Here is a 14484-nt window from a genome sequence, read left to right on the forward strand (position 1 = left end):
TGACAGCATGACCAATCGCATTCTGATACCGGCAGCCATCGCCAGCTTATTATCGGCCATGGTTGCCAACGCCCGCGAAGTCACCTTCACCACCGAACTGAAAAGTTATGGTGGTGATGGCGCTTATGTGGCCTTATACCTCACCAATGAAGCCGGTCAATATCAAAAAACCTTATGGATTGCCGGAGAAAAATCTAAATATTACAAGCACTTAAGCGGCTGGGCGCGTGGTAGTGGCTTGCGCAGCAGTGAATATGATGCCCTCACCGGTGCCAGTGTGGCAGCCGGTAAAACCATGACAGTTACCCTCGATTTAGAAGACTCCTTTATTGATTCTGGCTTTCAAGTGAGGGTGGATACAGCGGTGGAAGATATGCGGGATAATCGCAATGATGTGGTGGTGTCATTAACCACGGAAGGTGTCGGCCAAACCACTGCCGGCCGTGGCTACGTGCAAAGTTTCAGCTATTCATTTTAATCTACCATGATTAACCCGGCAGCCCAATACATTGTATTCAGGACTGCCGGATTACTATAAGGAAAAGACGCCATGATACGTAAACTCCACTCCATATTGGGCTTATCGGCGTTGCTACTGGTGGTGGTACTGGCCATCACCGGCGTCATTTTATCGATTAATCCAACCATTGAGCGCAGCCAAGCCAGCGTTATGGGCACTTCAGCCATCACTGTGGCGGAATTAACCGGCAATCTGGCGAGCCGATACCCACAAATTGAGCAGCTACAACGTACCCCATCCGGCACCCTGATTGTTTTTTATACGGACAATAATCAGGCCGGTGCCGATCGCATCGACCCATTCACCGCCAATACAATTGGCCCTTATACCATCACACCCTTTAAAACCTGGCTGAAAAACCTGCACCGATCCTATCTACTCGACACCCCGGGACGTATTGCGGTCGCTTTAGGCGCCCTTGTGATGCTGCTGTTAAGTATTTCCGGCACCCTGATGCTGGTGAACAGAGCCGGTGGCTGGCGTTATTTGTTCCGCCCCATTCAGGGTTCAACACTATCACAGCGGCTACACAGCCAGGTCGGTCGTCTGGCACTTATCGGCTTGCTGTTATCGGCCATCACCGGTCTTTATATGTCTCTGGAAACCTTTGAGTTTATTCCTGATCATCAAACTACGGAGCCGGCTTTTCCTGATCAAGTGGACGGTGGAGAGCCGGCAGCCATTGCTTCCTTGGCTGCGCTTAAAGCCATTCCGGTCTCTGAACTTCGAGAACTGGTGTACCCCTACCCGCAGGACGCTTATGATGTCTATTCAATCACAACCCAACAAGGCATGGGTTTTATTGACCAATCAACCGGTCAATTATTGGCTTTTGAGCCCTATAACAGCCGACAAAAAATCTATGAATTCATCTATATGTTACACACCGGTGAAGGACTGTGGTGGCTGGCCTTAATACTGGGCTTAAGTGCCCTCACGGTGCCATTAATGACATGGACCGGCATCCAGGTGTGGTGGCGACGCAGACGTGCCATTCCACGTATCAGCAACAACAGCAAAGCCCCATCGGCTGACAGCGTGATCCTGGTGGGCAGTGAAAATAACAGCACCTGGGGCTTTGCTGAAAACCTGCATAATGCCCTGAACTCAGCCGGTTACCGGGTTCATACCGCCGCCATGAATAAGCTCGCCGACACCTACCCACAGGCGAAACGACTGTTTATTTTAACGGCCACCTATGGTGATGGTGATGCCCCGGCGTCAGCCAAACAGTTCCTTAAGCGCCTGGCAGAAGTTGCTGATACCCCGTCCATACCTTTTGCGGTCTTGGGTTTTGGTGACCGCCAATTTCCAAAATTCTGTGGCTATGCACAACAGATTGCAGACGCCTTAGAACATAAAGGCTGGCCGGCGCTATTGACCACTGAAATGATTGATCGCCAATCAAGTCAAACCTTTGCCCGTTGGGGCGAGGCCATCGGCCAGGAAATCGGCACGCCACTGACACTGGACCACACCCCGCCACAACCCAAAACCGTAACCTTACAATTAGCAGAACGCATTAACTATGGTGAACGCGTGCAGGCCCCCACATCAGTTTTGCGTTTTAAAATGGCCGACCAAAGCCAGCACACAGGATGGTTTCAGACATTATTCAAAACCTCGAAACTGCCTCACTTTGAAGCCGGTGATTTAGTGGGTATTTTACCGCCGGGCAGCGCCATACCCCGTTATTATTCCCTGGCGTCGGCATCCGTTGACGGGGTTTTAGAAATATGCGTTCGTCAGGTACAAGGCGGACTGTGTTCAAATTTTCTGCATAATTTGAACATCGGTGAAACCATTGAAGCGTTTATTCAGGACAATCCACAATTTCGCCCCGCCAGCGGCAAACAACCGATTATCTTAATCGGTGCCGGAACCGGCCTTGGGCCTTTAATCGGCTTTATTCGTAACAACAAATCCCGTCATCCCATGTACCTGTATTGGGGCGGACGCAATCCCGATTCCGATTTTCTCTATGAACAAGAGCTCAAAACCTACCTCAGCGACCAGCGACTCAGCGGCCTCAACACCGCCTTTTCGAGAATCCCCAAAGACAGTGGTTACGTCCAGGACAAGTTACTCACTGATGCCGAACATATCCGTGCGCTGATACAAAATAATGCCCAGATTTTAGTGTGCGGCGGGCGCAAAATGGCAGGTGGCGTGGTCACCGCCATGAATGACATTTTGGCTCCCATCGAACTCGATGTCACCGCCCTAAAAGCCGCCGGCCGTTACCGCGAGGATGTTTATTAAGATTTAATCGCAGGATTTTTATGAGCGCTGATATAACGCGTATAAATACGGGCGCTGCCCACCCGCCGGCGTTATATAGTCATAATGAGCATGCTTAATCAAAGCAAAATCCGGTAACATCCGCTGATTCATATCATCTAAAGAATACCGCCGCACCGGTAACCCCGCACAGCGCTCCGCGCCGGATTCTGAAAATTCCGCCAACAGCACATAGCCGTTCATTTTCAGCAAACGATAAAGATTCACAAAATAGTTATCAATAGCCTGATTATCAATTAAAAAGTGCAGCACCGCGCGATCAATCCAGATATCCACGGCTGGTAATTCATTCGGTAGAGGATGTGACAGATCAGCTGCTAACCAGATGATGTCCTTCTGCTCACCAATTCGTTCACGCAGCCTGGCCAGTGCCGCCTCACTGATGTCATTGAGAATCAATCGATACCCCATGGCCAGCAAACCATCCACCAACTGCGAGGTCCCGGCTCCGACGATAAATATCGTTTGCGGCTTGTCCAATAAACCAGGCGGAAAGAAATCCAAGGTGTAAGAGACATCCCGCTCATACCAGCCCAAGGATTCGTCAGGTTTGTCGCTGAAAATGTGATCCCAATGGGCTTGTTTATCAATGTTGCTAGCATTCATAGGGTGTCTCAAAACATAATTGAACTGAGGAACAAAACAATAAAGGTGGCGGTGAAGAAGCTTATCGACGCCAGAGGGATAAATAAAATAAAGTAAACCGTGGTCTTTAATTTGTGACGCGGGTAAACGCGCTGCAGGCTGATGGCGATGTAAATTAACAGGGCTATAATAGATAGACCCACAGTCCAGCCACTGGGTATCAGGGCATATAAGCCAATAACCAACATCAGGCCGAGAAAAATAAAGGACCGTAGGTGCAAATGATAAACAAAATGGACCACATAGCGGGTTTTCGGATAGAACAATTTAAACAGGGTCGCCATTAACAGCACATCCAGAAATATCGCCCAGGTCATATTACCAAATAAAAATTTCACAAAGCCTTTCGGGTCCTGGGTGAACCGTAGAAGGGCACGAAAAGTCAGTTGATCCAGAAGGCTTGACACCTGGTATTTTTCTATAAATTCATCAACAGACAGCTGATAAATATCATTCTGTTTGAAGGTGTAACTGCCATTAAAAAAGGTTAATTGCCCGGTTTTATCCAAGTTCAATGCCATCAATTCTTCGGCAGCGGTTAAATGTTGCTGGATCTGGTCTTTTTTATCGACAGGTAAATCCTGATTTTGTAGCCATTCGTTTATATCAGTCAGATGTTGATTAATAAAACTGTCAGGTGAGATATAGCGTAACAATATTGACCGGTCTATTTCAGTTCCTTTGATTGTATTATTTTCGGAATTATTATCTCCGCTGGTAAAACGTAGATTATCAACGCCTGCCAGCGATAACAATAAGAACAGCATAAACATCAATACCACAAAGACCCGAATCGGCGACAGGTAATTAACCCGGCGAGTGGCTAAATATTCTCGTGTTAAAAACCCGGGTTTAACCAGTCCGATAGCAGTTTGTGTTATTTTTGCTTCGTAGTTAAAAGTGTTGGCAAAGAACTGACCAATCATATGCCAGACACTGTGAAGACCTAAACCGGATTTCTGACTGCAATACGGACAATACTTATAACTTACGGAATAACTTCCGCCACAATTTGGACACACGCGTTCAGTGCTGTGTTGATGTTTAACAATCGACCCCACTTTTGATCGGCCTGCTGACTTAAACAGTGAATTATTTTAGCACAGGGCATAAATTAATAGTGTAAGAAACACCAAACTGCCCGGTAAGCAACCAATGATGGCTATTTTTTCCGTGGATAGGCAAAGCGATATTGCCTAAATAAAAGATATAAAATCAGCACAGCAATGGTCATTTGAAAACCATAGTAGCCCATCATATAGTCAGATTTCAGTGTTTTATCGACAAAGATGGCCATCGCCGCCATAATCAAAAATGCAATACCCGTCAAATATTTCAACCATGGGCTTAATTTAACTTCATCACATGCAAAGTCCTGCGACCGGCCATTCACCAGAACCTCGGTCACGGTCTGTTCGCTGTCCACATGAAATATATAGTGATTATTAACAAATTCAAATTCATGGGTTCTATCGCCCTTAATCTCAATAGATGACAGCAGCTTATTTTGGTGATAAATACTATCATTATGTTCACTATCCAGGCGCGTAATTAAGTCAAATGTGGTGTCATTGACGCTGATACGTTGTCGTTTGTATTTATACATGGCTGTTTTCATTTTTAATTATTTCATAATTGGCTTAACGGTTAAACCGGCATCCCGCAGTAATTGAATGACGCCCTGTTCACCGGCCAGATGACCCGCACCGAATGCAAACACGGTTGGTTTTTTTTGTATAATTTCGGAAATTTTGGTGACCCAGTTTTTGTTTCTGTCATCAAGAATATCCTTTTGAACTTCATCCCAGTTATCGACTGAACCCGGATAATTGGACATATAATCGAACATACCGACGATATCCTCTTTGTGGTACAAATCAACCATTTGGTTTAATACCCGATCTAATTCAGCGAACATTTCCAGTTCTTTCTCAGACATCAGTTGGCCTTTTTTAGGGTTCATGACAGTCACAGCTTGCATCTGCTCGGCCACAGTTTCAAAACCATAAATGGGCATCTCTAATTTTTGTGCTAAAGCCGCCAGTTCAGTATCAAAGGTCTTCACATTTGGGCAGGCCAGTGACTCCACAGTTAACGCCGAAATAATGGCGATATACTCAAGTTGTTCAAACATACTAATTCTATACTGACTATGCTGTTCTAAAAATTCAGCAAATTGCTTGTACTGCGCTTCTGAAAACCGTTCTTTCAGAGGTTCTTTGGCCACCATGGCACTCATCATCTGCCCTTGTAGATCCGGATTATCCATATCCATCTCAAAGTAGGCCTGCTCAACTTGATTAAAAACGTTTTTGATTTTTGGGCTAATGGCGAAATCTTTTTCACACATGATATGCATGGTACCAACCAAGTACGAGGGATGTTCAATATTCGGTCCGGTGACTTCCCAGACTACTGATTTTTCTAATTGCTTAACCTCAGAATCGTTATTGGCATTTGCAAAGCCAAGTGATAAGTCAAATAAGACAACTGTTAAAATAGATAAGGTGATAATTTTTTTCATTGCATTCACATATTTTAATAAAGTACTTAGTTAGTAACGAAACAGGCTTTTTGTTACATAATTTTTTAAAAGATAAATCACTCAGCCCCAAACTGAGCAAATAATTCGGCTCCGGTTAGGTTTTTGGTTTGATTTGAAAAACAGTAATAGCCTGGCTTTTCATCAATAAAAACCTGATTATCAAAATTTAATTGGGATTCAATATCCAAAATACCCGCGGGTATAATGTAAAGCCCGGGTTGTTTGAGTTTATAAAACAAACCGGTGCCGCATTTTTGACAAAACCCACGCTCCGCCCAATCTGAAGAGGCATAAACACCAATCGAATCCTGACCCGAAAATTCAACATCGGTACCACATTCGACCGCCATAAGCGGCCCGCCGGTCCATTTTCGACAGGTATTACAATGACAAGCCCCAACACTTTGGCTCGCTGCTTGAGCCACAAAGCGCACTGCGCCACATAAACATTGACCGTTGGCCTTTAATACTTTATCCATAATTTTATCCTCAACTTTTGGGTTTCATCATAACTGATTTAAACAAAAACACTGACGATACAATCAAAAAAACCCAGTAGCAGCCTGGGTTTTTTTGTTATTTTTGTCCGTTGTTATTTGGTTGCTTTCCTAATCACACCAATAACCAGTAGTAACACCACCGCACCAATGGTGGCGACAATAATGCTCCCTAAAATACCACCGGCAATCGAAATTCCCAACTGGGTAAACAGCCAACTGCCAATAAATGCACCGACAATACCAATTAAGATGTTGGCCACAATACCAAAGCCATAACCCTTAACTAGTACGCCCGCCAACCAACCGGCAATACCACCAATCAAACAAATAATTAAAAAACCTTCGAGTGTCATACTTTTCTCCTCCTCATTATGTGCCTGTCAAACAGGTATCTTATGATGCCTGTTTCAGGTTTAATTAAAATAGCACAAATGCTTCAAATTTACCTTATTTATTATGAAATTGCCGGCACCCAGAAAATCCCATCAATAGATATTTCTTAATAAATTCTATCGGCATAACAACTGCTCAATGTTGAAATATTCTTGTCGTCGCACCCTTTGCGGCTGCCTTATGCGGTGCGATATGACGCCAATAACACGTTCAAATCACAGCCAATAAATCAGCGTAATTTCGCGTTCAAAGCCGCCAGCACTTCAGAGCCGGGACACAGCTCATCCTGCGTCAATGCATTCAAAGGTGTATCGACGGTATTAATTTTGCCGTGGGTATCCAGCTTGGTGTCATTGTGATAAATCAGTCCGGTGAGGATTTTTTGCTGTTCTTTGACGGTTTCTATTTGCTGCATGGCGGCTTTGCGGTTGCTTAAATCATAATCGGCGCTACTTTTTTGTAAATGCAATTCGCTGCCATCGTGCAAGGTCACTGTGCGGGAGCTGCCGGCGGGATAATCCAGGGTAATTTCAGTCCGGTCCGGAATAAAGTCGATGGTGCCCGTGGCTTCCATATGCTCACGCACCCATTCATAGCCCTTGGTTGATTGCGGCGTGTTATTAAAGGTTACACAGGGTGAGATCACATCAATAAAAGCGAAGCCCTGATGTTGAATGGCGGCTTTGATAATCGGTATCAATTGTTTCTTGTCACCGGAAAAACAGCGAGCCACCAAACCGGCACCCAGTTGCAAGGCCATTTGGCATAAATCAATGGAATCAAACACACTGGGGACGCCTTTTTTGCTGACTGAACCTTGATCAGCGGTGGCAGAATCCTGACCTTTTGTGAGGCCATAACAACCGTTATTCATAACGATATAAACCATGTTTAAATTACGCCGAACCACATGGGCGAATTGTCCCATACCGATGGACGCGGTGTCACCATCACCAGACACGCCTAAATACAACAGGTCTTTATTGGCCATATTGGCACCAGTGGTCACAGAAGGCATGCGGCCATGAACGGAATTAAAGCCGTGGGCTTTACCCAGGAAATAAGTCGGGGTTTTCGATGAACAGCCGATACCGGAAATTTTAGCGATTTTATGCGGCGCTAAGTTTAAATCAAAACAGGATTTAATGATCGCGGCACTGATGGAATCATGACCACAACCGGCACATAAGGTGGATAAAGCGCCTTCGTAGTGCTTAATCGAATAACCGGCATCATTGCGGAGGCTTTCGGGGTGTCTGAAATTGGGACGAATATAAGTCATGCCGCACCTCCGGTTGTTTGTTGATTGTCAGGGTTGTGAACAGCCAGCTGATCTAAATGACATTGAATTTCAGTGACTAAAAATTCAGCCGTAATCGGCATACCGTCCATATTCAACACCGAAATAATTGTATTCGGATCAATGGCCAATTCATTCACCAACAGGGCTTTCATTTGTGCATCCCGGTTTTGCTCAATCAGAAAAATAATCGAATGTTGTTTAATAAATTCTGCCACTTCTTGACCAAAAGGAAAGGCCTTGATGCGCATGGCATCCATTGCTTGTGTACTGCGCAATTGATCCAAAGCCTCCCGGCTGGAATAGGCACTGGTGCCGAAATAAATCACCCCGATATCGGCGCCGTCAGATGTCACTTCCGCTGCCGGTACCAAAGTTTTTGCCGTGTCCCATTTGACCAATAAACGCTGCATGCCCCGGGCATAGACTTCGCCATCTTCGGTATAGGCGGCATACTCATCATGGGACGAGCCACGGGTGAAAAACGCCCCTTTTTCAGGATGGGTCCCGGGAATGGTGCGGTAAGGAATACCATCACCATCGACATCTAAATAACGGCCCCAGCGTTCGCTTAAATCAGTCAATTGCTGTTCATTCAGTACTTTACCGCGGTCATACACCCGGCTGTCATCCCATTTAATCGGATCACACTGGTGGACATTCATGCCAAGATCCAGATCACTCATGAGAATAACCGGGGTTTGTAAACGGTCGGCCAGATCAAAGCCGGTGACCGTCATGTCAAAACATTCTGTGGGGTTGGCCGGAAACAGTAAAACATGCCGGGTGTCACCGTGTGAGGCATAGGCGGCGCTGATCAGGTCTGACTGCTGGGTACGGGTCGGCATACCGGTACTGGGACCGGTGCGCTGAATATCCATCAACATCACCGGAATTTCGGCAAAATACGCCAGCCCCAGAAATTCGCTCATCAAAGACACGCCGGGACCCGAGGTGGCGGTAAAAGCCCGGGCGCCGTTCCAACTGGCACCTATGACAATGCCAATGGCGGCCAATTCATCTTCCGCCTGTAAAATGGCAAATTTGTTGCGGCCACTGGCTTTATCAACCCGGTAAGCCCGACAATAGCGCTCAAAGGCCTCAATCACGGAGGTCGATGGCGTGATCGGATACCAGCCGGCCACGGTGGCACCGGCATAGACCGCCCCCAAGCCGGCAGCGGCGTTGCCTTCCATTAATATCTGATCACCATTTAAATCGCGGCGATGGATATTCAATCGACAAATATCAGTATGGTGTTTTTCAGCATAATCATACCCCAATTTCAGGGCTTTGATATTGGGTTCGATAAGTTTAGGCTTTTGAGCGAACAGCGATTCAATGGATTCTTCAAACACCCGAAAATCCATGTCCAGTAAATAAGCCAAAGCGCCCACATAAATAATGTTTTTAAAAATCTGCCGTTGCCGCGGATCGCTGTATTGACTGTTGGTGATGTCCGTTAAGGGCACACCGATTAAATGGATGTCTGATCTGTCATAGCTATCCGGCAGACGTTTTGATGAATCATAGAAAAAATAGCCGCCGGGTAATAATTCGAGATAATCCTTATACATGGTCTGACCATTGACGGCCACCATAAAATCATAACCGCCGCGCCGCCCCAAATAGCCCTGCTCGCTGACCCTGACTTCAAACCAAGTGGGCAGGCCCTGAATATTCGAGGGGAAAATGTTTTTCGCCGACACCGGCACACCGAGCCGGAACACAGCCTTGCTGAATAAATTATTAGCTGACGCCGAGCCCGAACCGTTGACATTAGCAAAACGAATCACACAATCGTTGGTGGCTGACAGGGTATTTTCATTAGTCATGGCTTGGACCTGTTGCTGGCGGCGGTGGCTGAATGCAGCAGGAATTTCTTCATGTCCCAGGCGCCGGTGGGACAGCGCTCAGCACATAAGCCGCAATGCAAACAGACATTTTCATCCTTAACCATCACCCGTTTGGTTTTTAAGGTGTCAGAAACATATAAGGACTGGTCCAGGTTGGTGGCTTTCACTTTTATCTGCTCGCGTAAGTTATCCTCCGTGTCATTATCGATAAAATTAATACAATCCACCGGACAAATATCCTCACAGGCGTCACATTCAATACAGCGGTCGGTCTCAAACACGGTTTGTACATCGCAGTTTAAACAGCGCATGGCCTCTTCATATCCCTGGCTAAAATCAAAGCCTTTCTCGACTTCTAACTTACGATCCGCAATCGCTGTTTTCTTGTCCACCAAAGGCACAATATTGCGCGCATCATCCGAAATATGCGCATCATAGAGCCAATCATGAAAGCCCATTTTCTGGCTCGCCAGATTAAAATCCGGTGCCGGTCGATCCCGCACATCTTCAGATTGACAGTGTTTATCAATGGAAATGGCCGCCTGATGACCATGGGCCACTGCGGTAATCACGTTCTCCGGACCCCAGGCCGCATCACCGCCAACAAAAACCTGCGATAGCGAGGTTTGAAAGGTGGTTTTATCCACCTCCGGCATATCCCAGTCATTAAATTCAATGCCAATATCACGCTCAATCCAGGGAAAGGCATTGAGTTGACCAATCGCCATCAGCACATCATCGCAAGGCATCATCACCTCTTCACCGGTCGGCACCAGTGTGCGCTGACCCTTTTCATCAAACACCGGCTCAACCACATCAAACAACATCCCCACAAGCCGACCTTGTTCGGTGATAAAAGCTTTGGGGTTGTGATTTTCATAAATCGGGATGTCTTCATGCAGGGCATCTTCGATTTCCCAGGGCGAGGCTTTCATCTCGGATTTCGGACTTCTCACCACCACCCGGACATCTTCACCGCCGAGGCGAATGGCTGTGCGGCAACAATCCATGGCGGTGTTACCGCCACCCAAAACCAACACCCGTTTGCCGATTTTTTTGACGTGCTCAAAAGCCACCGAAGCCAGCCAATTAATGCCGATGTGAATATTGGCATCACCTTCTTTACGTCCCGGCAAATCAGGTAAATCACGGCCCCGAGGCGCGCCGGTACCCACAAACACCGCATCGTAGTTTTTAGCTAAAATTTCCTTCATGCTGGTAACTTCCTGATTAAACAAGGTCACCACACCCATGTCCAGAATGTAATTCACCTCTTCATCCAGCACCGTCTCCGGTAACCGAAATGCCGGGATTTGGCTGCGCATAAAACCGCCGCCTTTACTCTGATCATCATACAAATCAATTTCATAACCCAGCGGCATCAAATCCCTGGCCACCGTTAATGACGCCGGACCACCACCGATAAGAGCAATTTTTTTACCATTTTTTTGTTTGGGAATAGCCGGTAAACGGTCTCGGATATCAGTCTTATTGTCCGCCGCTACCCGCTTTAAACGACAAATCGCCACCGGCTCAGCCTCCACCCGGCCCCGCCGGCAAGCCGGCTCACAGGGCCGGTCACAGGTGCGACCCAGAACACCAGGAAAGACATTCGACTGCCAGTTAATCATATACGCATCATCATACCGCCCGGCCGCAATCAGACGAATGTATTCAGGCACCGGGGTGTGTGAGGGGCACGCGTATTGACAGTCCACCACCTTGTGGAAATAGTCTGGATCGGATGTATCAGTTGGCTTCATGGCGGTTACCTGATGGTTTTACTCAACAATTATAAACTAAAATTATACCGCCATTACATAAATCATCTATTCTGTTAGTGAAGACAAGATTAAGTTTTGTCGGTTTTGAATGTGTCAAATTTTTCCTGCGCCATCTTCAGCCAGTCTTCATTCACCGGATCCTGTGCTTTCAGGGTCTTGAACACAATTTGTTTAATCGCTTCAACCGCTGCGTGTTGACCTTGTTCATGCCTAATGGTGGCTTTGAGCAACCAGGTTCTCAGTTCACGGCGGTGAAAAGGAATGTCATCGTGGGGAAAAATAGCCTGGGCTAATTCGATTTCCTGCAGGGCTTTTTCCGACTCGCCGATATGATACCAGGCATTGGCCAGTTCGAACCGATAGGCGGCCACGGTATCATGGTCAGTACCCAATGCCCGGGTCATCAAATCCACCACCTGCGTGAATACGTCCACAGCTTGCTGATAATCCTCATTTTTGGTCAACAAAACACCGTAATTGGCTAAAGTCATACCGTATTCATAATTAAAGTTCTGACCATTGTCCGGATTAACCGAAATGATGTGTTCAAACACGTCCAATGATTTTCTATTCCAGAATTTCGCCTGTTCTAAGTCTTGAAGGAAAAAGTAATCCACTGCCAGATTATCATAAGCACCAATTAAATCAGCGTGAAAGGGCGGTAATTGGGCTTCATATATTTCAATCACCTGATGCCTAAGTTTTATTGACTCAGGTCTTCGGTCGGTCAATGAATACACGTGCGCCAGATTGCCCATCAAATTGGCTTTTAAACCCAGCACATTATCTGGCTGTTTTTTGTCGATAATATCCAGGGCCTGGTTAAAACTGTTTTCAGCCTGGCTTAACTCACCCTTATTCAAAAAACCCATACCACGGGCGTTATGTGCATCAGCCAGATGTTGGGGATTCGTTTGCGGGTTTTGTTGAGCGATTTGAATGATTTCGTCGGTGATGGCCAGTGCCTGATCAAACTGGTTTAAGCGGATATGAATCAGAGCCATGTAATTTTTATTAAATAAAATTGTCTCCAGATTATCAGGCTGGTATTGATTCGAGGCTTTAAATAATTTCAAAGCCTGATCAAAATCCCCCTGATCCATGCGCAAGGTGGCGTACTGCGAGGCGATGGCTTGTTTATTGGCGGCACTGGCATCATTCATGTCTTTAATCTGTTCGTAAGCCGGCTGAATCAAAGATTCGGCTTTCTCCATACGACCCAGTACATGAAACACATCACCAATGGTGGCTTTCATCACATGATGTAATTCCAGCTCATCATCCAGTTCTGTGTTAATTTTTTCTGCACCCTGATTCAATAAATCGATGGCGGTGATGTCTTCTGCTTTTTGTAAAAATGGATTGGAAACTTCAAAAATAGACACCAAAAATGAGGCCACCTGCTCGGCTTGCTGCTGCGCTTTTTCGGCTTTATGTTGGGCGATTTGAGCCTGATTTCTTTCATGACTTAAATCACTGATATACTTAAAAACAGCCACCGAAACAACCAGAACAGCCACAACAGCCGCCAACCATTTAAGACGACGTGCCGGTTTTTGTTGTATCTTTTTCAACATGGCTAAAGCATCCACCGCGGTGGGGCGTTGTGCCGGCGAAGCGGACTTCATGCGCTCAATTAAGTGAGTCAGATCATGGCTCAAATCGGTGGGCTTCTGGGTTTTTGCCTGGGATGAATGATCTAATAACTGTTCAGCGGTTAAGTCCTTTTTATACACCGGTGTTTGTGAAAATAATTCCTGAAACACCAAACCCAGGGTATAGATATCAGAAGCGGTGGTGACTTCATCACCGGTCGCCTGTTCCGGGGACATATAAGTCAGGGTGCCCATGATTGCTCCCTGAACAGTGGTATTGACAGCTAATTTGTCATGATTTGGACTTGTTTTGGGGCTGTTTATTTTCGATTCTAAACGTGAGATTCCAAAATCCAGTACTTTAAGCTGTCCCGAGTGGGTCAACATGATGTTCTCGGGCTTTAAATCCCGATGGATAATGTTTTGATTGTGGGTAACTTTTAAAGCCGCTAACAAAGCCATGGCGGTGCGGATTTTCCGGGCATTTGACCAATGTTCAGTTTGTGCATCTCTGAGGGTTTGACCTTCAATCAACTCCAGCACCAATATATCACTGTCGGGATTCTCCAATAAATTATATATCCGGCATATATTGGGGTGATCCAGCTGTGACAAAATCATCGCTTCACGGCGAAACCTTTCTTTGGCCTGCGAACTGATGCTGTGATTTCGGTGGAGTATTTTCACTGCCACACGGCGTTTTAATGTGGTGTCTTCGGCCAGGTAAACCTGCCCCATGCCACCTTGACCGAGCGGTTGAATCAATTTAAGGTTTTGAATGGACTGACCGGATAGATCTTTTTCTGTTAAGTCATTCAAGACCGATTCTAATAACCCCCTGTCGTTGAGAAAGGCCGTTCGGGTTTTTGATGGGGTCATTAGCAATGCCACCTCATCAATCACATCTTTGGGGGCATCAGACTGTTTCAGAAATTCAAAAGCATCCTGTGTTTGCATAGACAGAATTTTCTTGAGTAGTTCGTTGACCTGGGTTTGATGGTTTGACATAAAACGGACCTCAGCTTGTAATTATTATAAATGATTT

At 46.1% G+C, this 14484-nt stretch carries 12 protein-coding genes; 2 read left to right on the forward strand and 10 right to left on the reverse strand.

All coding sequences use genetic code 11. From position 1 onward, the window contains the following. Window positions 1-7 precede the first annotated feature (7 nt). Together IEV16_RS09090 and IEV16_RS09095 are read left to right on the forward strand one after the other, a co-directional pair. On the forward strand, window positions 8-478 hold the full coding sequence (locus tag IEV16_RS09090) for a DUF2271 domain-containing protein (protein ID WP_188365388.1): 471 nt from the start codon (window positions 8-10) through the stop codon (window positions 476-478). Between the two features lie 72 nt (window positions 479-550). Then, window positions 551-2782 (forward strand): PepSY domain-containing protein, encoded by a 2232-nt coding sequence (locus IEV16_RS09095; RefSeq protein ID WP_188365389.1) that lies wholly within the window; start codon window positions 551-553, stop codon window positions 2780-2782. Between the two features lie 18 nt (window positions 2783-2800). Here IEV16_RS09095 and IEV16_RS09100 read toward each other — a convergent pair whose 3' ends face one another. The 10 genes from IEV16_RS09100 to IEV16_RS09145 all read right to left on the reverse strand — a co-directional run bounded on the left by IEV16_RS09100 (window position 2801) and on the right by IEV16_RS09145 (window position 14447). Further along, window positions 2801-3427: a class I SAM-dependent methyltransferase gene (locus IEV16_RS09100; RefSeq protein WP_188365390.1), complete on the reverse strand. Its 627-nt coding sequence runs from the start codon at window positions 3425-3427 to the stop codon at window positions 2801-2803. 8 nt (window positions 3428-3435) lie between these two features. Then, window positions 3436-4392, reverse strand: a complete 957-nt coding sequence (locus IEV16_RS09105) for a DUF3667 domain-containing protein (protein ID WP_188365391.1) — start codon at window positions 4390-4392, stop codon at window positions 3436-3438. Window positions 4393-4628: 236 nt separating this feature from the next. Then, a complete protein-coding gene (locus tag IEV16_RS09110) occupies window positions 4629-5072 on the reverse strand; it encodes a hypothetical protein (protein ID WP_188365392.1) in 444 nt (147 codons plus the stop codon). An 18-nt stretch (window positions 5073-5090) separates the two neighbouring features. Further along, complete coding sequence (locus tag IEV16_RS09115; protein ID WP_188365393.1) at window positions 5091-5990, reverse strand: TraB/GumN family protein; 900 nt, start codon at window positions 5988-5990, stop codon at window positions 5091-5093. 77 nt (window positions 5991-6067) lie between these two features. After that, window positions 6068-6490, reverse strand: coding sequence for a GFA family protein (locus tag IEV16_RS09120; RefSeq protein ID WP_188365394.1), 423 nt, complete (start codon window positions 6488-6490; stop codon window positions 6068-6070). Between the two features lie 113 nt (window positions 6491-6603). Continuing rightward, a complete protein-coding gene (locus IEV16_RS09125) occupies window positions 6604-6864 on the reverse strand; it encodes a GlsB/YeaQ/YmgE family stress response membrane protein (RefSeq protein ID WP_188365395.1) in 261 nt (86 codons plus the stop codon). Between the two features lie 269 nt (window positions 6865-7133). Continuing rightward, on the reverse strand, window positions 7134-8186 hold the full coding sequence (locus tag IEV16_RS09130) for a 2-oxoacid:ferredoxin oxidoreductase subunit beta (RefSeq protein WP_188365396.1): 1053 nt from the start codon (window positions 8184-8186) through the stop codon (window positions 7134-7136). Then, on the reverse strand, window positions 8183-10039 hold the full coding sequence (locus IEV16_RS09135) for a 2-oxoacid:acceptor oxidoreductase subunit alpha (RefSeq protein WP_188365397.1): 1857 nt from the start codon (window positions 10037-10039) through the stop codon (window positions 8183-8185). The genes IEV16_RS09130 and IEV16_RS09135 overlap by 4 nt, the downstream gene beginning before the upstream one ends. After that, a complete protein-coding gene (locus IEV16_RS09140) occupies window positions 10036-11823 on the reverse strand; it encodes an FAD-dependent oxidoreductase (RefSeq protein WP_188365398.1) in 1788 nt (595 codons plus the stop codon). The genes IEV16_RS09135 and IEV16_RS09140 overlap by 4 nt, the downstream gene beginning before the upstream one ends. Window positions 11824-11912: 89 nt before the next feature. Further along, on the reverse strand, window positions 11913-14447 hold the full coding sequence (locus IEV16_RS09145; protein ID WP_188365399.1) for a serine/threonine-protein kinase: 2535 nt from the start codon (window positions 14445-14447) through the stop codon (window positions 11913-11915). Window positions 14448-14484: the final 37 nt, after the last annotated feature.

The organism is Marinicella pacifica (assembly GCF_014636635.1).
Classification (GTDB): domain Bacteria; phylum Pseudomonadota; class Gammaproteobacteria; order Xanthomonadales; family Marinicellaceae; genus Marinicella; species Marinicella pacifica.